Source organism: Alistipes sp. i18-0019-D1, assembly GCF_042852885.1.
In the GTDB taxonomy this organism is placed as follows: domain Bacteria; phylum Bacteroidota; class Bacteroidia; order Bacteroidales; family Rikenellaceae; genus Alistipes.
Genome location: NZ_AP031424.1, coordinates 1,138,588 through 1,157,786, shown reverse-complemented (window position 1 = coordinate 1,157,786; position 19,199 = coordinate 1,138,588). Strand labels below are relative to the sequence as shown.

Genomic DNA, 19,199 nt, shown 5'->3' with positions numbered 1-19,199 from the left:
AAACGGTATTAGAATGTTAAGTTAAGACCCAGGAATACGGTCGTTTGGATTGGGTAAGAGTCGGCTCCGACCTCCGGATCCCAGAACTTTTTGCTGAATTTGCTGAACGTATAGAGGTTGACTGCGGATACATAGAAACGGGCGTTTTCGATGCGGGCCTTCATGGAGAGGTGCTTGGGCAGCGTATATCCGATCTCTACGTTCTTCAGACGCAGGTAATCGCTGTTGCGTACCCACCAGGTCGAGGTCTTATAGTTGTTGACGTTCTGTCCCATGTAGAGACGGGGCGAGAAAGCATGCGGATTGGGATTGTCCTCCGTCCAACGGTCACGGAACTCCGTGATGAGGTTGCCCATGAACTTGGGTTCGCGTTCCGCCTGGAAAGGCTGGAAATACCATCCGGCCGAGAGATACGACGTGCCACCCAATGCACCCTGCATCAGGAACGAGAAATCGAACCCTTTGTAGGCCAGCGATGCTCCGAAACCGAACATGGATTCGGGCGTAGCTGGATTCGACCCCCAGATCATGTCGTCCTCCGAGATCACGCCGTCGTCATTCACGTCTCTGTAACGGATATCGCCCGGGCGCAACTGTGTTTTGGTCAGCGAGAATTGCCGGTAGTAATCGGGCAAAGCGTCGATCTCCTCCTGCGAGAACAAATGCATGGCATCGTACATCAGCCGTTCGCCGTAACGCGTGCCACGAATGTCCTGCCAAGGATTTTTGTAGTATTTTCCATCCTCGATGTACTTGTTGCGAGCGAACGTGTAGTTACCGCGCGCCGTCAGCATCAAACCGCTTGAAAACATCTTGTTGTACTCCAGCGTCACTTCAAAACCGCGGTTGTCCATTTTACCCATGTTGGCATACATGGTTTTCTGAAGTCCCATCACCTCGCTGACCTGGGGCTGAAGGAAGATGTTCTCACGCTTCTCATAGAACACTTCGGCCGTTGCCCGCAAAGAATTGAATAAGCCCACTTCCAAACCGAGGTTGTATTTGGTAGCAACTTCCCATGTGATATCTTCAGAGGCGAGCTGATCTTCCTGCAATCCTCCCATCCCCTTGTCGAAATTGATACCGAAATTGTTGTATCCGCCGGCATCCGCCAATGTGGAGAGATAAGCGAAACGCGTCGACCCGATCTGGTCGGAACCAACCTGTCCGATGGACCCGCGAAGTTTCAGCCAAGTGATGACCTTGTTGTCTTTCAGGAAATTCTCGCTGCTAATGACCCAGCCTGCGGCCACTGCCGGAAAAAATCCCATCCGGTTGTTCTTAGGGAAATTCTCTGAACCGTTGTAGCCGAGATTCACCTCCAGCAGATATTTTTTGTTAAACCCGTATGTGGCTCGCGCTGCAAGCCCCAATGAGCGGTTGGGAAGGCTGTTTATGTAGCTGGACGCTGTGTTGGCCCGGTAATCCTTCAGGTAGAAGAGAGCCAGCGCCCCTACTTCGTGTTTCCCAAAAGTACGGTCGTAATTGAACGATGCCTCAAAATACTGGGTCTTGTCTCCCCAGGCATTGGAGGAGTAAGTCAAATAATCCTGCTGTTTGTTGGCGTTAATGACCTTGTAGACGAGCGATCCGTCGTCATCGCGGCGCTCGGCCTGATAGTATGTGAGTTCGCGTGAGCGGTTCGCATCGTTATAGTTCACGGCATCATAGGCATAACGTACCGTAGCGCTCAGGCCTTTGGTGAGGAACGAGAGATCCTGACGGATGGTCAGGTTGCTACGCAACTCATTGCTGGTTGTTTGTTTGTATCCTAGTTGCGTCAGTTGTATATAGGGGTTGTAGAGGCCGTCGCGGGCCGGGAACTTGCCGTCCTTGTACAATACGGGAAAGGCATTGGGGGCGCAGTTGTTGATCCACATGTAGACATCAGACGAACCTTTGTAAGGTTCCGTATTGACGGCAACATTGCCCTGAAGTCCCAGCGACACGGTCGTGTATTTCGTAATGTCCATGTCGACGTTCGTTCGGAAATTGTAACGCGTATAGTTGACGTTCTTTCCGAAACGCCCGATGCTGGATGGAACCCAATCGTAAGCTCCTGGCTGGATGTCGTATTGACCCTCTTGGTTGTAAATGGAAACGGCTGAAAAATAGCGTACGGCTTTACCGCCGCCCGAGATGTTGACGCTTAGTTTCTCATTCAGCGTTACGTCACGCATCAGCACTTCCTGCCAGTCGACATCGGGATAAAGTTCGGGATCGCTGCCCGTACGCAACGCCGTGAGTTCGTCATCGCGAAACTTCATGGCCTGGGATGCCGAGGGATTGGCATCGATGGCCTCGTTGAAGAGTACCGCACGTTCGTAGGCATTCAGATAAGACGGACGTTTCGTGGCAAAGGAGAACCCCTGCTCGTAGCGTACGTCGACTTTGGCTGGTCCGTCGAAGCCTCGCTTGGTGGTGATGAGCACTACGCCGTTAGCGCCGCGTACGCCGTAAACAGCCGTGGCACTGGCGTCCTTGAGGATACTGAAAGATTCGATCTCCAATGGATCGACGTTGTTCATCGGTCGCTCGATGCCATCGACTAGAATGAGCGGATTCCTGTTCCCGGTGAAGGTGCTGATACCTCGAATCCAGAACTGGGCGTCATCTTTGCCGGGTTCTCCCGAACGCTGCACGGCGATAACACCGGCGACACGGCCTCCGATAGAGTTGTTGAGCGAACGGACCGGAACACTCAACTCGGTCGCCTTGATTGTTCCGATGGCTCCGACGACAGATTCTTTTTTCTGGGTTCCGAAACCGACTACAACTACATCCTCGACTGCGGTAGCGTCATCTTCAAGAGTGATAAACAGTCGATCCCCCTCCCTAGGGACTTGCACGGTTTTGGTTTTATATCCGACATAGGACACCGTCAGGACGGCATTCGGGCGGACCGTCAGGGTGAAATTACCATCAGCATCCGTTGACACGCCGCGTGTGTTCTGATCGCTCTTGACCGTGACGGCGGCTCCAATCAACGGTTGTCCCGTTTTGTCAGTGACAGTTCCGTTTACGGTGATGTTCTGACCGTAAACCGCCGCCCCCAACATTAAGCAAAACACACACAAGAGATTTCTGCATGATTTTGTTGTAAAGGCCTTCATAAGGTTACTTTTTTAGGTTAATAAATTAGTAATGGGTAAACCGGTATGGTTGGTGACCGGATTCAATAACAAAATTCGGAATTCAATAGAAATAGGCTGCAAGAATTGTTTGTATTTATGCAAATATAATCCTTAAAATTCGTATATGTACAAATAATTTCCTATGTAACCCTGTGTATTACAATTGATTATTGTAAAAAAGAAAGGATTATGCATTCCCTGTAATTTTCAGCAAAAAGATTATCTTTGTATACCACTACATGAACTGTCGATGAAAACAATCCGTCTTTACATGTTGTTAACGCTCCTTGCGTGTTTTTTACGGGCTGTTCCGCTTTATGCGGTACAGGAGATGAAATTCCAATATTTCAAGACCGAAAACGGCATGCCGTCGAATATGGTCAATTGTGTATTTCAAGACAGCCACGGGTATATGTGGTTCGGAACGGGCGACGGCCTGACGCGCTACGACTCTTACGGCTTCACCACCTATCAGTACGATAGCAACAATACCGGTTCGATCGGGAACAATATCATTTACGCCATTTACGAAGATCGCGAAGGTACACTGTGGATCGGAACCGAAGTCGGACTCTGTACTTATGATGCTGCATCTGATTCGTTCCGGAACCTATCTCTCGCTGACAATACCCCGGTATTGGTGAATGCCATCACCGAGGACAATACGTCGCTGTGGCTCGCAACGCTCGGGAACGGTATCTTTCGTTATGATAAGGATACGGGACGTATCCGCAATTACCGCCATGATGCGGCCGATCCTCGCAGTCTGGGTTCAGATTACGCACCGGAGATCATTGCCGATGACTTCTCGGATGTCTGGTGTCTGACTTCGGGTGGAAATCTCTATAAGTATGATCGTGTGCGTGACGAATTTCAAAGCATTCCGATCCGCGACAATGATCGCCAGGTAGCTGAATCAAACGCTTTTTCGATGTGTCAGGACTATCAGGGTAACCTTTGGATCGCCGGGTGGAATTCAGGCATTTTTTGTTATAACAAATCATCAGGGTTATTTCGCAATTACCTGACAAAGAACGAAATTCCGCACTTGAAGGGGCGAATCCATACTATCCGGGAGATTGAGCCAGGACGGTTCATGTTGGGTTCCGATTGCGGATTGACAAGTTTTGAGCCGGCGACCGGCAAATGTCAAACCTATTCTTACCAACAAAACGGAGAACGAAGCCTCTCGGATAATTTTGTCTACGATGTTTGCCGCGATCGGGAAGGAGGCCTTTGGGTGGCAACTTATTTCGGCGGGGTCAACTACCTCTCTCCCAACAGCGCTTGTTTTTCGACACGGAGATGCCACACGGCATCGGGAAGCGGCCGCGTCATCAGTAAAATTTGCGAAGGTTCCGACGGCTGGATATGGATCGGTACGGACGATGGGGGACTTTTCCGTTACAACTCCCGTATGGACTGGTTAGAGGCTGTTGCTGTCGATCCGCAAACACCGATGTTGAATATCCACGCATTGCTTGTCGACGGCGATGATCTTTGGGTCGGAACTTACAGCAACGGACTCTATCGAATGGGAACCGATGGGCATACGGAGCACTTTCGGCACTTTTCAGACCAGACTGAAGATTGGGACGAAAGCGTTTATTCGCTTTACAAAGACGGAGCCGGTCAATTATGGATTGGGACCAAAACCGGTATTTATATTTACAGTAAAGGACGTTTTTCCTGTGTAGCCCACCTGGGATATAATAGCGACATTGTAAATATCTGCGGCGATTCGCAAGGAACGCTCTGGTTCGCATCGATCAATCAGGGTATCCTGCGTTGTGATCCCCAAACGCGACGTGTTTCAGCGAATATCCGTCTTGCCGACGGAAGTTTCATGCCATTACCCCGTCAGATCCGGTCGATCAGTTTCTACAAGGACAATTTATGGATCGGTACAGCGGGGCATGGACTTTTTTGTTACAATGTGCACGCCGGAACCTATGCCGCCGTGCCTTTGGACAGCGAAATATCGAACCTCTCCATTTTTCACATCATTCCGGAAAACGACAATCTCTGGATCACCACCAGTCTCGGATTAATCCGTTATTCGATTTCCTCAGGCCAAGTCCGCCGTTATAACTACGAGGACGGATTGTTGGCCAACATTTTCAATTTCAATTCGGGACTGTACACTTCTGACGGACGGATCTATTTGGGGACTAACGGAGGATTCAACATTTTCACCCCAAGATCGCTACAATCCAATCAAGTCGTACCGCCCGTGGTCTTCACCGGATTTTATATCCACGGTCAACCGGTTGTAGTGGGTTCGCCTGCACAGCCTATCCATATCAATGTTCGACGACAAGTGAGGCTGAAAGGAGGCGAATCAAACTTTTCTATCAGTTTCGCGGCTTTAAGCTACTGTGCATCCCAGAAGAACCGCTACCGCTACCGGATGGAAGGATACGACAACGAATGGCACGAGTGCAGTTACAACACCAATCAAATCACCTATAACGATCTGCCAGCCGGGAGCTATACATTTTACGTCATGGCGAGCAACAACGACGGTGTATGGGGCTCCCCCGAAGCATTGACAGTCGTGGTCCAAGCCTATTGGTGGGCCTCATGGTGGGCCGTCGGATTCTACATACTGTTTCTCGGGGTCTGCTGCCTGTCGGTATTCCGGCTGCTCCGCTCCTACTATCTCCAAAAACAACGCGCACGGATCGAACGGCAGCGTTATGAAAAGGAAAAAGAGCGAGCGGACGCCGAAATCGAATTTTTCACCAATATCGCCCATGAAATCCGAACACCCGTAACGCTGATCATGGCGCCTACCAACGAGATACTCGCTAAAAAGGAGTTGTCACAAGATGTGATCGACCTGCTCCAATTGATCAAAAAGAGCAGCGACAGGCTTTTCAATCTCGCAAACGAAATCCTGAATTTCCGTAAGAAGTCGCTGACTGTGATGTTCACCACCCCGACCGACATCGAAGCCTGCACGCGCCAGGCGGCAGACGGATTTAGGCTGCTGGCAGAGGAACACGGCATCGAACTGATCTTCCGAGCAGACGGGACGTCCCCGATCATGGCCTCCATCAATCAGGAAGCATACAGCAAAATTCTCTGCAACCTACTGACCAATGCCTTGAAATTCACCCGCGACCGGATCGTCATCGAACTTACGTCCGATAAACAGAATTTCTTCCAACTGCAAGTCGAAGACAACGGTACGGGCATTAAACAAGAGGAGCTTAAAAACATTTTTCATGCTTTCCGGCATTACAACAAACCGACGAATTTGTCGATCCCCGGGTTCGGACTGGGACTCTCGATTGCCAGTATGCTGGCACGAAAGATGAACGCTGAGATCCGCGTCGAAAGCGAGTTCGGCGTATTCACTCGTTTCACGGTAATTTTTCCGATATCACCAGTCGCAGGTTCGAATGTCAATCCAACAGAAATAGCACCCCTTGAAACGCCTCCGATGAGACTGGAGTGCATTCCGTCAGCCCCCGAAGAATCAGCCCCCTCTACCGAGATGGCAGCAACCATCTTACTGGTCGAAGACGACCGCGACCTGCGGGAATATATGAGCCACGCCTTAAGCCGTCACTACGCGATCCTTACGGCCTGCGACGGGACAGAGGCATTCAAGGTGCTCGAAAAGAGCTCTGCGGATGTGATCGTCAGCGACGTGATGATGCCCAATATGGACGGAGTCGAATTATGCAGGAGACTTAAAAATGAAGTCAACTTCTGCCATATTCCGGTAGTACTGCTTTCAGTCAACGCCAGTCTGCCCGCAAAAACTTCAGGACTTGAAGGAGGTGCAGACGCCTACATCGAAAAACCGGTCGATATCGACTTTCTGATCGTCCAGATCAACAGCCTGCTCAACAAGCGGCGTATGTTATGGGACGTATTCAGCAAGCGGCCCCTTATTCCGATCTCTTCGGTTTCACAAACAGCCACCGACGAGGTCTTTCTGAATCAAATCAATGAAATAATCGAGAGCAATCTTTCGAATCCACAATTCACGATCGAGGATCTTGCACAAATGATCTACATGAGCCGTTCCGTATTGTACGTCAAAATGAAAAACCTATTCGGGATGACGCCCAACAACTTCATCAAACAGATCCGGCTGCGGCGAGCTGCGCAGTACCTCATGCAGGGGACCTACAAAGTAAACGAAATCTGCTATCTGGTAGGATTCAACACGCCTTCCTATTTCGCCAAATGCTTTCAGGAACAATTCGGCATTCTGCCCAAAGATTTTGCAGCCCAGCAAAAAAACAAACATGCTTCCAACAGCGTATCCGGCCAAATTTGGAGTGAACAAAAACAATAACCTTGCTTACGAAATGGCAAAGGCACATGAACCGGCATCCTGGCTTCTTAATGTTTCACGGCATGCGGCACATAGAGGTTTTTGCTGGTTGCGTACGCATTGCACACACAGTCCTTTTCCGCATTCCGTATATTGGGCGACTGCTGCTTGGGTAGGGAGATTTGCACAATTCATAAATCAGGACGAATAGTTCCAGTACAAAAATAATCTTTTCAACAGAAAAAATACACTGTTGCAAAAGAAAAACAGTACGATATTGCCCATTGCCCCGATCTGAAAATTTGAGAAAACGGCCGATATTTTTTACATTTGTAAGGATTGAATGCATTTTTAATGCATTTGGTTTCAGATATATAACATTCGGTCGTTTTATAACCTTTCGGATATGACAATCGAGAAATTGGACGGCACTTCGCCCCGCCTTTATACACTCGTCGCTCCGCTGGTCATGCGGCGCAGCGTGCTGCGCCAGAACAACAACTACCCGTTCTGGACCTCGCGTGCGCATACGTGGTTCGTCGCGTGGGAAGGCCAGACCGTCTTTGGGTTCATGCCCGTGGAGATCACCGACGGCGGAGTGGCCAAGATCAACAACTACTACGTTTCGGGCGACGACCCGCAGCTGCTGTCGCGCTTCCTGCGCGAAATCATCCAATATTACCACCGCGACTATACGATACGTTCCGTGACGCTGCTCCGCCACGCCGAGGTGTTCCGCACCGAGGGCTTCGTCCCCACGAAGGAGTGGACGCAGTATGTGACGATGCAGTACGGGAAAAAACGGCAGCCATGAACGTCTACGAGCGGACACAGCAGCGGTTGAAAACGGTCTTCGACCTTTTCGACAACATCTACGTCTCCTTTTCCGGCGGCAAGGACAGCGGCGTGCTGCTCAACCTCTGCATCGACTACATCCGGCGTCACGGACTGCGCCGACGGATCGGCGTATTCCACATGGATTACGAAATCCAGTACCGCGACACGCTCGATTATGTAGACCGGACGCTGGCCGCGAACGCCGATATTCTCGATGTCTACCGGGTCTGCGTGCCGTTCAAGGTCCAGACCTGCACCTCGATGTTCCGGCAGTACTGGCGGCCGTGGGAGGAGTCGAAGCGGGAGATTTGGGTGCGGGAGATGCCCGAAGGATCTCTCACGCGGCGCGACTTCCCGTTCTTCACCGACGAAATGTGGGACTACGAATTCCAGAACCGCTTCGCCGAATGGCTCCACGCACGCAGCGGCGCGGCGCGCACATGCTGTCTGATCGGCATCCGCACGCAGGAGAGCTTCAACCGCTGGCGCACGATATACAGCGACCGCAACCACCACCGGTTCGGCGGAAAACGGTGGATACGGCAATGGGCCGGCGGCGGCATCTGCAACGCCTATCCGCTCTACGACTGGCTGACGACCGACATCTGGACGGCGAACGGACGTTTCGGCTGGCCCTACAACCGGCTGTACGACCTTTTCTACCGGGCCGGCGTGCCGCTCGACAGTCAGCGCGTGGCCAGTCCGTTCATCTCGCCGGCCATCGCCAGCCTGCACCTCTACAAAGCCATAGATCCGGACACATGGGGACGCATGGTCGGCCGAGTCGACGGAGCCAATTTCGCGGCGCTGTACGGCAGGACGGCGGCCGTCGGCTGGCAGTCGGTGCGTCTGCCGAAGGGAATGACGTGGGAGCGTTACATGCATTTCCTGCTCTCGACGCTCCCGGAGCCGACGCGGCGCAACTATCTGGAAAAACTCTCCGTAAGCATCCGTTTCTGGCGCGAAAAGGGCGGATGTCTCTCCGAGGAGACCATCGCCAGACTGCAAAAGGCCGGCATCCGCATCGAAGTCGGCGACAGGAGCGCCTACCGCACCGACAAGCGTCCGGTGCGCATGGAGTATCTCGACGACACGGACCTGCCGGAATTCAGCCAGCTGCCCACGTTCAAGCGTATCTGCATCTGCATCCTGAAAAACGACCACGCCTGCAAATACATGGGGTTTTCGCCCAACAAAAGCGAAACGCAGCGCCGCAGGAAAATCATGGAAAAATATGAATCGCTATTACGAACATCCGACCGAGAAAAACTTCCGGAGCCCTGTCTATAACGTCCGCGCTGTACCGGTGGAGAAGATCGTGGCGAACAGCTACAACCCCAACGTCGTGGCACCGCCCGAGATGAAGCTGCTGGAACTGTCTATCTGGGAGGACGGCTATACGATGCCGTGCGTCTGCTATTACGACGCCGAAAGGGACCGCTACGAACTGGTGGACGGCTACCACCGCTATCTGGTGCTCAAAACCTCGAAGCGCATCTACGAACGCGAACGGGGGCTGCTGCCCGTCACCGTGATCGAGAAGGACCTTTCGAACCGCATGGCCTCGACCATCCGCCACAACCGGGCGCGGGGCACGCACAACGTCGAGCTGATGAGCGAGATCGTCGCCGAACTGACCCGCGCGCGGATGTCCGACCAGTGGATCATGCGCCATATCGGCATGGACCGCGACGAACTGCTTCGTCTGAAACAGATCACGGGCCTCGCCGAACTCTTCGCCGACAAGGAGTTCAGCATCGGAGATGCCGACGAGGAGGTGTCCGAAACCGTGCCGTAACCACCCGCTTACTCCGGAATCGCGATCCGCTCCACGAGCTGTTCCCGTTTCGGATCCAGCGGATGGGACTGATAGGCCGTTTTCCCGAAGTCGATCCGTGCGAGATCGATACAGCGTATCGTATTGTTGTAAGCCGTTTTGAAGTAGGCCCGGCGGTTGGTCAGGTCGATGGCCGAGGTCCACTGCGTAGCGCTCGGAATGTCCGGACACTCACCCTCGGGATGCTCGATGCCGATGGGAATGTCGAAATTATTGAGCAGGTGGAAACACTGCTGCACGGTGTCGAACCCGGTGGCGCGCTGCGGAGCCGTGGCGCGGTAGAAGGCGGCCCTCACGAAGCGCGACGGCGGCGTGGCGTCGCCCGGAAGGCCGAGGAACCCGGAGTTGCCGCCCGTAGGATGCAGCGTCACAGCGCCCAGCCGCCGGACGGGAGCGTCGCCCGGATAGAGATTCACGTAATTGTTCAGGTTGGTGAGCTGCCACTCGAAACCGGGAGCGTTGGTGAGCACGCCGATCTCGTTCTCGTAGAAATGAGGCACCCCGCCGACGATTTCCAACACGACCTGCCGCCCGGAGGGCTCTCCGATACGCCAATGCACGACCGACGCAGGCTCCAGTTCGACGATGCGCACCTCTCCGACGGCGGCCTTCACTTCGTCGATCGTCGAAAACTGCGTCAGCACCCATGCTACGAATTGCAGATCGGCGAGCGTGCGGTCGTTCCGAGCCGGTTCGTAGGGTTCGTAACCGCCGTATTGCGGGAAGAAGAAGAGCCCTGCCGACAATCCCGCTTCGTTGATTCCTTCGGCGATGAACTCCTTCTGCACGACGGACAGCCCCACGACGCCGTATTTGGCCGTGAAAGTCATTCCGTCGGTTCCGGAGGGCGTGAAGGAGCGGAGCCGCTGGCCGCGCGGAATGACGACGTATTCGCTCTGCAAAACGCCGCGGGCCCACTCGATGGTGCGGGACTGTACATAGCTGCCGTCCGCAGCCGTAAGCGCGATGCTCGTGCAGGCGATTGCCTGAAAAGAACCGCTGCAAACAGCGGTTGCTTCCAACAACAAATTCTTTGTTTTCATAATCCTGCTTTTCAAAAGTCTATTGTTATCAAAAGTTAAATAAAAGTGATGGTTGGCAGGCAACCAACATATTGCAGCCGTCACTTTTAAAAACTACTTTTAATATTATTACACTATCCTAATCCTTTTAGATAAGATTTCATCTAATGATTTTCCTCCTTGCTTCGGTCCTGAAGTTGGGGTATTCTCTATTATAGGATTCAATCGATCGCTGTAAAAACCTTATTCATCCTTCCTCTGTCAACTGAAACTTGCCAGCTCCGTTTTCACGCAGCCCGGAGTCCATGTACTTTATATGTATTCAAAATCGATTGTAATCGCAGAAAATCATCGTTCGACAGTTCCGCATTCCATTTACCGTGGTTCTCAAAGATTTTTTCTGATTTTTAGAACCGGGAAGAAACAACATTAAGATACTTATGGAGTATCTATGTAAGCGATACCTGTGCGCAACCTTATATAGCAAACAATCAAGTTTCCTGTTAGTTGTTTACAGCGTTAAACATAGACTTTTCAATATTTTATCACTAAATATTTTGCTTGTCAGATAAAAATGCATACTTTTGTAAATCATCTGATGATATGATGAATAAAACAGGGAAGGGGTATATGATTATACAGAAGAAGTCTTTGGCCGATATGGTAGCCGAGCAGTTGAGACAACAGATTGCGGAAGGAGTTTATACAATCGGGGATAAACTTCCGACCGAACCGGAGTTGATGAAAACGTTCAAAGTCGGACGATCGAGCATCCGTGAAGCGGTAAAATTGTTGGTAAATATGGGCGTTGTCCAAGTCCGGCAAGGGGCGGGAACATTTGTCGCCGAAGCGTCCGATGCGAACGGAGGCAGTATAAATATGAGTATCGCCGACCGGACTGAACTCGATGAAGTGAGGAAAATATTGGATATTGCGATCGTGGAGAAAGCCGTGGCACGAAGAACAGACAAAGATATAGAGCGAATGCAGTCCTCCCTTGAAGCAAGAAAGGCAAATGCGAAAGACGACCGGTTGAAAGAATGTATCGAAGCCGACCTGAATTTCCACATTGCCATTGCCGATGCCACTCACAACCGGATACTGGCAGACATTTACCGCTCCGCTTCCCTGCATCTGCTTTCGGAGTTCAACCGTATTTACGATGGTACGGATTGCTTCGTAAATTCACAATCTTCTCACGAGAAGTTGTTGAGATACATCATTGCAGGCGATTTGAAGAACGCCCGGAAGATGGCAGTCAAGATTGTGGAAGAACCATAGGACGAACAACAGAAATTATAGAAACCCAATGATGAGGAATCCCGAGAACAGCCATGAAAAAGTGGTCGTTCTTTTTGAAGTTATGCCAACGGCAGAGGGTAAAGTGCGCTATCCCGAACTCGCTGCCCAATTAAAGCCATTGCTTTCAAATGCGGAGGGTTTTATTCGTTCCGAACGGTTCGGCAGCCTGAATGAAGAAGGCAAGCTGTTGTCGCTGAATGTATGGGAGAACGAAGAAGCCGTTGAAAAGTGGCGCAATGAACTTCACCACCGCATGAGCCAATCGGAAGGACGTGAAAGGCTTTTTGAAAATTACCGAATCACCGTCGCTTCCGTCATAAGAGAATATGACGATTCCAATCGGAATGAGGCTCCGGCGGACTCTAATGAATATTTCCACGATAGAAAATAGATGCGGCAATGATGCTTTACAAGCCGGATACAGACCATGCAAAATATGTATGAAAGAATTTCACAACAATAAAAGGAACAATATGGAAACTATCAAAATTATACGGTATCAATCGCCCGTGGGCGAGATGCTTGTCGGTTCTTACGGCGACAAGCTGTGTATTTGCGATTGGGCGGTGGAGAAACGCCGCAGTACGATAGACCGCCGCATACGGCGATATCTGAATGCGAAGTACGAAGAGGGAACTTCCGACGTCATCGAACGGGCCATCGGGGAACTCGAAGAATATTTTGCCGGACACCGTAAGACATTCGACATCCCCGTTGTCTTTACCGGCTCGGAATTTCAATGTACCGTATGGGACGAGCTGATGAAAATACCCTATGGAACGACCCTGTCTTATGGCGAGCTTGCCCGCCGTATCCACAATCCGAAGGCTGTGCGTGCAGTCGCATCGGCAAATGCCACCAATCCTATCTCCATCTTCGTACCCTGCCACCGAGTAATCGGCAGCAATCATAAACTCACGGGATACGGCGGCGGCCTCGATGCAAAAAGGGGATTGCTGGAGTTGGAATGCTCTAAAACGGCGGGGCCCGAGTTCTGGTAGATTCAATTTGCTATACAAAATCACTAAAAGTGCCGTTCATGTGGAATGATGAACGGTACTTTTTATTGTTTTTCAAGATTTAGTATTTCAATTGAATGCAGCTTTGTTATTTTCATGTCAAAGCAGTAACCACTCTCTGTGTTTTTCTTTCGGAAAGCCGCTGGCGGCAATACGAAGCATGGGACGGGACATTTCTTGCCGGTATTTATCGATAAAGAGACCGAGCCGAACGGGGTCGTATTTGCCCGCTTCGTGCAACATCCACCCCACGGCTTTTTGTACCAGAAGGTGAGGACTTTTCATCAGGAAAAGTGCAAGGCGGAATGTATCTTCGACATTGCCGTTGTGTATGAACGTGTATGTCGCCATCATAGCGATACGGTTGTCCCAAGGCGAATCGCTTCGGGCTAACCGGTACAATACATCGCACGGTTTATCCTTCAGGTATTCGCCTACGATATAGGGAGAGGAACTGTCTATCAAATCCCAGTCGTTTATGCAGTTCGTGTGGCCGATGTAGAACTCGAAAATTTCAGCCCGCTCATATTCGTTTCCCTGTTCGAACCTTTTTTTGAGTAGGATAAGCGCACACATCCGGTGTTCATGCACTTCCGACAAGAGCAACTGTTCTATTTCATCCAAACAGATATCGTCGTACCGTTCGGCTACTTTCCTTATCTCGGCCACTTTAAGACCTATGAAAAAATCAGACCCGACGCATCCTATTCTGTTCGATCCGGAACGAAAAGCCGTCCGGCTGTCGGCTGCTTCATCCAATTCGTCTATCAGCTTATGTACCTGAACAGATAACCGTTCCATTTTATAACTCTTTCAATTTAGGCGGTTCCGTTGCGATTAATTTTTCGTCGAATGCAGCATACAGATACATAGCAGCTACGGAAGAGTACGGCGACCATTTCCGGCAACGCCGTCTGACCGCTTCCGGTTTCACATTTCGGGTACGGTAAAGCCATTTGTAAGCTGCCAAAAAGGTGGCATCTTCGTATGGAAGCACGTCGGGACGATCGATCTTATAGAGATACATTTTGGCTGTCCAGTTCCCGATGCCTCTGATGGCCGTCAGGGACTTGATAATCTCCGCATCGGAAAGTTCTTTGAGTTTTCCGAAATCGAGACTGCCGTTTTCCACCATGAACGCTATTTGCCGGATACACTCTGCTTTTCTCAGGGAAATACCTATCTTTTTCAATTCATCGACAGACAGCGAACATATCGTACTGGCCGTTATTTCTCCCCGGCAAAGGGCTGCCAATCGTCCGGTCATCACATCGGCTACCCGGATAGAAAGCATCTGTCCTATAACCTGCTCGATGAAGAAGAGGAAATCATCTTTCAGGTCAGTATGTGAAAGCGGGCCTACCCGCTCCATCAGCCAAGCCAGCTTCTTGTCTCTCTTTTTAAGAATAGAAACGGCCTCTTCGCACAATGGAAAGTTTTGTTGCGTCATATTTTTGTCATTCAGGAGGATACGACCTTTAACCCGATGATGGATACGATCAGCGTAAAGATAAAGAAAAGCCTTCCGAAACTTACGGACTCCTTAAAAAAGAGGATGCCCATGAGAACCGTGCCGACGGCACCGATGCCCGTCCAGACGGCATAGGCCGTGCCGATAGGCAAAGTCTTCAGAACCTTCGTCACAAGGAACAGACTCAAGGCAATGGCACTTGCCGTGCCTATGCACCACAAACCTTTTTCCAGTCCTGCGGTCTTGCTCACCTTGCTCAGGCAGAAGGTAAAAACCAGCTCGATGCACCCGGATACCACTAAAAGAAACCAATTCATAACTTCAATTCTTTTTGGGGTGCGAATTTCGGTATTTGCGATCTGTTTCTTCTTTACATGTTTTAAAAAACGATTTTACTTTTGATAAATTCATTTTATCCGGGCTCTGATACGGCTCAGATTGACTTGGGAAATACCCAGATAAGAGGCGATGATACCTAATTGTACCCGCTGAATTATGTCCGGATATTCATTTATAAGTTCCCTATACCTCTCCGAGGATGTCTTGAACTGCCGTGCTATAAACAATTTTTCCGATTTGATGCAGGCACATTCAGCATACCGGCGTCCCCAGTTGGCTATATGGATATTGTTCCGGTATAAATCCTGCAACCGTTCCAAATCGATTTCATACAAAACACAATCTTCCAGAAGTTCTACCGTAGCGTATTCTCCCAGACCTGCAAAAAGAGTCTGCAAAGGAAATATCAGATCCCCTTCCTGACCGAACCAGAATGTAATTTCCTTGTCGTCTTTATGTGCATATGCCCGAACGATTCCTTTCTTTATGAAATAAGACTTCGTCTCCTTTTTATTTTCCCGATGCAAATGAAACCTTTTGGGATATTCCACTTCCGATATCGAAGCAATCAACGTATCGAGGGAGGTTTGCGGCAACCGGTAGATGCTGTTTATTATATCATTGATATTCATCTTGTAAAATCTTATATATAAAACAATTATGAGGGACAAAATTACTAAAATGCCGTTCATGTGGAATGATGAACGGTACTTTTTATTGTTTTTCAGTGAAATAAATGGCTATAGCTCATTCCTCTGCGTTCCCCTTGCGGCTGCATGGGGCGATGTATGTTCTGCTTTAGCTTATCGAATTGCTCCTTGAACCACTTGGCAATGGGCTTTCGGGAGAGTTGATGTACCCTGCAAAGGGGTTGAACGGCAGACGCTCGTCGTTCCTCGCTATGGAAACGATGTGTTTCAGCACAATCATGTAACCCCACACGGTATTGGTGCGGCATTTCTTCTCCGTGCGCAGGAAATACTCGAAGTCGTTGATGAATGTGAGGTTGAGTTCCTTTAATGGAATGTTCTCACGCTTGTAGGTACGGGACACAAATTCCCGAATGTGGTTGCAGACCGTCTGATAGCATCGGAATGTCCTCTGCGCCCTGCTATGCCCGACTTTCTTGGCGAACTCGGCGTTGTGCTGCTCGAACAGCTTCAGCAAAGTTTTCTGCTTGACGCCGATACCGAGATAGGCGTCTTTCAACTTGGCAGCGGTAACATAACCGTCCGTCTGCATCAGTTCTTGATAGCGGCGGTTTACCTCCACACGGATTTTATCCACCGCAAGGTTGATTCTCTGCGCTTCGACGCTCTTGCCCGAAGCACGGTTGTTTTTCACGTCCCACAACCGCAGGGGAACGTCCATCTTGCAACTGAACTGTTTAATCTCTCCGTCCACCGTAAGGCGGCACATCAGAGGCAGGTTGCCGTTAGGCTTCTCGCTGCCGTTCTTCACGTAAAATAAGACCTTGAATATACTTCGCATAACTCACTTCTTTTTTGGTTACAAATTAGTTTATAGTGAGTTACCGACAGCTATGCAAATCGCCGCAAAACGCAGTAAAAGAGCCTTTTTAGCAAGAGTCCGCATCCGTTACGGGATTAATGAGGTGGTAACTGAACTTCTGCACCGTTTGGCTTCGAGGTGGCATTTCGTTGGCTCTGCCCAATAGAAAAACAAAGCGTAACGAGCTATTTTTCAGTTAATTAGATGCGCTTTGCTCAAATTTGCAAATCCGCTATGTGTTTGTTTTAATTCTTTGTTGTCGATTATAAAATACATAGATACAAATTTGTTTTCAATAGACGGAAAACATAGATATATGACATTTATTTTAAGTCAATTAACAGAAATAAATGTATTGTGGTTTTTTTATGTATGTGTGTTAGATGAGCGATTTTCCGATTTGAAATGCCTTGTTGAGAAATGGTCGCTATTGAGAGATTTCAAACAATGGAAACTAATTCATCCCGACCATATTTCATGGATTTCACCAAATGCATTTAATAAAATTGATATATAATAACTACTATGCCTACACTGACTTGGATAGGAAAAGATAAGGTTGTCAATCATCATCACGATGTACCGTATCGGGTGCTGGAGCACAAGTACGGATTTCGGGCGGAGAACGACAGAGACCGGACGCTGACGAACAGCGGCAACAAAATCATACACGGCGATAATTTGGAAGCGTTGAAATCGCTACTGCCCGAATACGAAGGACGCGTGAAGTGTATCTATATCGATCCGCCATACAACACGGGCAACGAAAAGTGGGTTTACAACGACAACGTGAACGACCCGAAAATCAAGAAGTGGCTGGGTGAAGTCGTCGGCAAGCAGGGCGAGGATTTGAGCCGTCATGACAAGTGGCTTTGCATGATGTATCCGCGTCTGAAACTGTTGCATAAGCTGTTGGCGGAGGACGGAGCGATTTTTATTTCGATTGACGATAACGAACTCGCCAATCTGAAACTGCTTTGCGATGAAATTTTCGGAATGAATAATTTTATCGACATATTTTCTTGGGTCAAAACAGAAACGCCTGCCAATCTGTCTTATAAAACGAAGAAATCAATTGAATATATTGTATGCTATCAAAAGAATCGAAGCGATATTAAGTTCAGAGGTCTTGAAAAAGAGAGCAAAAGCAGTAATGGATTAATGAATCAAACTAATGCTCTTAAAGAGTTGATTTTTCCTGCAAATTTGGTAGACACAGGTCTTACAGACGGAATCTATGCAGCAGGTTCATACGGAACAGATAGTTATGATATTGTATTGTTGGATGATGTTGAGGTAAGAAATGGAATTTTCACAAGCCCCATTCGTTTATTAGGCAAATTCAAATGGTCGCAATCGAATTTAGACAAAGAAATTGCAAATGGGACACGTATTTCTATTAGGACCAAAGCATTTTCGCCTTCTTATGAAAAAGCCTCCTATGAACCCGAAGTACCGTGGAACATGATTAATCGCAGTTTTGGAGTCGATACAAATGAAGTTGCATCCACTATTCTAACAACTATATTCGGCAAAAAGTATTTGATTTTCCAAAACCAGCGACATTGATTTCATATCTTATTAATTTCGTGTGCGGCACTGACGATATTATTCTCGACTCTTTCGCCGGTTCGGGAACGACGGCCCATGCGGTGCTGAATCTGAATAAAAAGGACAAGGGCAACCGCAAATTTATCCTTGTGGAGATGGAGGACTACGCCGAGAATATTACCGCCGAGCGGGTGCGTCGAGTCATGCAGGGGTATGGCGAGGGGAAAAATGCAGTGGCCGGTACGGGCGGGGCATTCGACTATTACGAGTTAGGCGAACGGATGTTCGACGAGGAACAAAACCTCAACGAAAACATCGGTGAGGAGAAGATTCGTGAGTATATCTACTACACCGAGACCAAACGGCATTTGGAGCGCGAGCGTTCCGATGCGTCGAAATATTTGCTTGACACTTACAACGCTACGGGCTACTATTTCTACTACGAACGCGATCGCCTGACGACGCTCTGTATCGACACGCTGCATATCGTGACGGAGCGTGCCGAGCAGTATGTTATTTATGCAGATACCTGCACCGTGCCGCCACAAGTGCTGGCAGCCCAAAATATTACTTTCAAAAAAATTCCGCGCGACATCAAACGATTCTGACTGTATGGAACTCAAACAATATCAAAAAGAGGTAATCTCCGATTTGGATGCATATATCGGGTATGTTGAAAAATACAACCGCCCCGATACGGCATTTCATAAATTCTGGGAAGACAAGGGCATTCCGATTTCAGCAATCGACAACTACTATCTGCATCCGTACGACAACAGCATTACCGATGTACCACACGTAACAGTCAAGGTGCCGACCGCCGGCGGCAAGACCTTCATAGCCTGCAATGCGTTGAGTACGATATTCAGGCATCTGCCCGT

General features: G+C 49.4%; 16 protein-coding genes and 1 pseudogene. 10 read left to right on the top strand and 7 right to left on the bottom strand.

What is annotated here, in order from left to right; all coding sequences use genetic code 11:
* Window positions 1-8: 8 nt before the first annotated feature.
* The gene (locus ACGHP5_RS04635) at window positions 9-3,113 is read right to left on the bottom strand and encodes a TonB-dependent receptor (RefSeq protein ID WP_337756172.1); all 3,105 of its coding nucleotides are present in this window, start codon (window positions 3,111-3,113) and stop codon (window positions 9-11) included.
* A gap of 292 nt (window positions 3,114-3,405) precedes the next feature.
* Between ACGHP5_RS04635 and ACGHP5_RS04630 the strand changes: the two genes are divergently transcribed.
* The 4 genes from ACGHP5_RS04630 (at window position 3,406) to ACGHP5_RS04615 (ending at window position 10,063) form a co-directional block, all read left to right on the top strand.
* Window positions 3,406-7,449, top strand: a complete 4,044-nt coding sequence (locus ACGHP5_RS04630; RefSeq protein ID WP_390568147.1) for a two-component regulator propeller domain-containing protein — start codon at window positions 3,406-3,408, stop codon at window positions 7,447-7,449.
* Window positions 7,450-7,834: 385 nt separating this feature from the next.
* Entirely contained in the window at window positions 7,835-8,242 is a 408-nt protein-coding gene (locus ACGHP5_RS04625; RefSeq protein WP_337658225.1) for a hypothetical protein, read from the top strand.
* The gene (locus ACGHP5_RS04620) at window positions 8,239-9,555 is read left to right on the top strand and encodes a DUF3440 domain-containing protein (protein WP_390567439.1); all 1,317 of its coding nucleotides are present in this window, start codon (window positions 8,239-8,241) and stop codon (window positions 9,553-9,555) included. The genes ACGHP5_RS04625 and ACGHP5_RS04620 overlap by 4 nt, the downstream gene beginning before the upstream one ends.
* On the top strand, window positions 9,500-10,063 hold the full coding sequence (locus ACGHP5_RS04615; protein WP_290534075.1) for a ParB/RepB/Spo0J family partition protein: 564 nt from the start codon (window positions 9,500-9,502) through the stop codon (window positions 10,061-10,063). The genes ACGHP5_RS04620 and ACGHP5_RS04615 overlap by 56 nt, the downstream gene beginning before the upstream one ends.
* Window positions 10,064-10,071: 8 nt before the next feature.
* On the opposite strand, the gene ACGHP5_RS04610 is transcribed toward ACGHP5_RS04615, so the two are convergent.
* Window positions 10,072-11,145 carry a linear amide C-N hydrolase gene (locus ACGHP5_RS04610; RefSeq protein WP_390568146.1) on the bottom strand — a complete coding sequence of 358 codons (1,074 nt, stop codon included), beginning with the start codon at window positions 11,143-11,145 and terminating at the stop codon, window positions 10,072-10,074.
* 582 nt (window positions 11,146-11,727) lie between these two features.
* Between ACGHP5_RS04610 and ACGHP5_RS04605 the strand changes: the two genes are divergently transcribed.
* The 3 genes from ACGHP5_RS04605 (at window position 11,728) to ACGHP5_RS04595 (ending at window position 13,427) form a co-directional block, all read left to right on the top strand.
* Complete coding sequence (locus ACGHP5_RS04605) at window positions 11,728-12,405, top strand: FadR/GntR family transcriptional regulator (RefSeq protein ID WP_390568145.1); 678 nt, start codon at window positions 11,728-11,730, stop codon at window positions 12,403-12,405.
* Window positions 12,406-12,433: 28 nt separating this feature from the next.
* The gene (locus ACGHP5_RS04600) at window positions 12,434-12,817 is read left to right on the top strand and encodes an antibiotic biosynthesis monooxygenase family protein (RefSeq protein WP_390568144.1); all 384 of its coding nucleotides are present in this window, start codon (window positions 12,434-12,436) and stop codon (window positions 12,815-12,817) included.
* An 82-nt stretch (window positions 12,818-12,899) separates the two neighbouring features.
* A complete protein-coding gene (locus ACGHP5_RS04595; RefSeq protein ID WP_390568402.1) occupies window positions 12,900-13,427 on the top strand; it encodes a methylated-DNA--[protein]-cysteine S-methyltransferase in 528 nt (175 codons plus the stop codon).
* A 117-nt stretch (window positions 13,428-13,544) separates the two neighbouring features.
* On the opposite strand, the gene ACGHP5_RS04590 is transcribed toward ACGHP5_RS04595, so the two are convergent.
* From ACGHP5_RS04590 to ACGHP5_RS04570, 5 genes and pseudogenes are all read right to left on the bottom strand, one after another.
* Window positions 13,545-14,246: a DNA alkylation repair protein gene (locus tag ACGHP5_RS04590; RefSeq protein WP_390568143.1), complete on the bottom strand. Its 702-nt coding sequence runs from the start codon at window positions 14,244-14,246 to the stop codon at window positions 13,545-13,547.
* A 1-nt stretch (window position 14,247) separates the two neighbouring features.
* Window positions 14,248-14,895 (bottom strand): DNA-3-methyladenine glycosylase family protein, encoded by a 648-nt coding sequence (locus tag ACGHP5_RS04585; protein WP_390568142.1) that lies wholly within the window; start codon window positions 14,893-14,895, stop codon window positions 14,248-14,250.
* Between the two features lie 11 nt (window positions 14,896-14,906).
* Window positions 14,907-15,233, bottom strand: coding sequence for a DMT family transporter (locus ACGHP5_RS04580; RefSeq protein ID WP_390568141.1), 327 nt, complete (start codon window positions 15,231-15,233; stop codon window positions 14,907-14,909).
* 90 nt (window positions 15,234-15,323) lie between these two features.
* Window positions 15,324-15,887 carry a Crp/Fnr family transcriptional regulator gene (locus tag ACGHP5_RS04575; protein WP_390568140.1) on the bottom strand — a complete coding sequence of 188 codons (564 nt, stop codon included), beginning with the start codon at window positions 15,885-15,887 and terminating at the stop codon, window positions 15,324-15,326.
* Window positions 15,888-16,092: 205 nt separating this feature from the next.
* Window positions 16,093-16,746 (bottom strand): annotated as a pseudogene (locus ACGHP5_RS04570) (phage integrase SAM-like domain and Arm DNA-binding domain-containing protein); the annotation flags it as partial.
* 232 nt (window positions 16,747-16,978) lie between these two features.
* On the opposite strand from ACGHP5_RS04570, the gene ACGHP5_RS04565 reads away from it, so the two are divergent.
* Genes ACGHP5_RS04565 through ACGHP5_RS04555 form a run of 3 tightly spaced genes read left to right on the top strand, consistent with a single transcriptional unit; the run spans window position 16,979 to window position 18,926 of the window.
* Window positions 16,979-17,284, top strand: a complete 306-nt coding sequence (locus tag ACGHP5_RS04565) for a putative phage abortive infection protein (protein WP_390568139.1) — start codon at window positions 16,979-16,981, stop codon at window positions 17,282-17,284.
* Window positions 17,285-17,292: 8 nt separating this feature from the next.
* Window positions 17,293-18,336 (top strand): site-specific DNA-methyltransferase, encoded by a 1,044-nt coding sequence (locus ACGHP5_RS04560; RefSeq protein ID WP_390568138.1) that lies wholly within the window; start codon window positions 17,293-17,295, stop codon window positions 18,334-18,336.
* Window positions 18,333-18,926, top strand: a complete 594-nt coding sequence (locus ACGHP5_RS04555; protein ID WP_337757163.1) for a DNA methyltransferase — start codon at window positions 18,333-18,335, stop codon at window positions 18,924-18,926. Before ACGHP5_RS04560 ends, ACGHP5_RS04555 begins: the two co-directional genes overlap by 4 nt.
* Window positions 18,927-19,199: the final 273 nt, after the last annotated feature.

Excerpts from the sequence above, each read along its gene's own strand:
- ACGHP5_RS04635 (WP_337756172.1), bottom strand. The coding sequence starts at position 3,113 with ATGAAGGCCTTTACAACAAAATCATGCAGAAATCTCTTGTGTGTGTTT.
- ACGHP5_RS04630 (WP_390568147.1), top strand. The coding sequence starts at position 3,406 with ATGTTGTTAACGCTCCTTGCGTGTTTTTTACGGGCTGTTCCGCTTTAT.
- ACGHP5_RS04625 (WP_337658225.1), top strand. The coding sequence starts at position 7,835 with ATGACAATCGAGAAATTGGACGGCACTTCGCCCCGCCTTTATACACTC.
- ACGHP5_RS04620 (WP_390567439.1), top strand. The coding sequence starts at position 8,239 with ATGAACGTCTACGAGCGGACACAGCAGCGGTTGAAAACGGTCTTCGAC.
- ACGHP5_RS04615 (WP_290534075.1), top strand. The coding sequence starts at position 9,500 with ATGAATCGCTATTACGAACATCCGACCGAGAAAAACTTCCGGAGCCCT.
- ACGHP5_RS04610 (WP_390568146.1), bottom strand. The coding sequence starts at position 11,145 with ATGAAAACAAAGAATTTGTTGTTGGAAGCAACCGCTGTTTGCAGCGGT.
- ACGHP5_RS04605 (WP_390568145.1), top strand. The coding sequence starts at position 11,728 with ATGATGAATAAAACAGGGAAGGGGTATATGATTATACAGAAGAAGTCT.
- ACGHP5_RS04600 (WP_390568144.1), top strand. The coding sequence starts at position 12,434 with ATGATGAGGAATCCCGAGAACAGCCATGAAAAAGTGGTCGTTCTTTTT.
- ACGHP5_RS04595 (WP_390568402.1), top strand. The coding sequence starts at position 12,900 with ATGGAAACTATCAAAATTATACGGTATCAATCGCCCGTGGGCGAGATG.
- ACGHP5_RS04590 (WP_390568143.1), bottom strand. The coding sequence starts at position 14,246 with ATGGAACGGTTATCTGTTCAGGTACATAAGCTGATAGACGAATTGGAT.
- ACGHP5_RS04585 (WP_390568142.1), bottom strand. The coding sequence starts at position 14,895 with ATGACGCAACAAAACTTTCCATTGTGCGAAGAGGCCGTTTCTATTCTT.
- ACGHP5_RS04580 (WP_390568141.1), bottom strand. The coding sequence starts at position 15,233 with ATGAATTGGTTTCTTTTAGTGGTATCCGGGTGCATCGAGCTGGTTTTT.
- ACGHP5_RS04575 (WP_390568140.1), bottom strand. The coding sequence starts at position 15,887 with ATGAATATCAATGATATAATAAACAGCATCTACCGGTTGCCGCAAACC.
- ACGHP5_RS04560 (WP_390568138.1), top strand. The coding sequence starts at position 17,293 with ATGCCTACACTGACTTGGATAGGAAAAGATAAGGTTGTCAATCATCAT.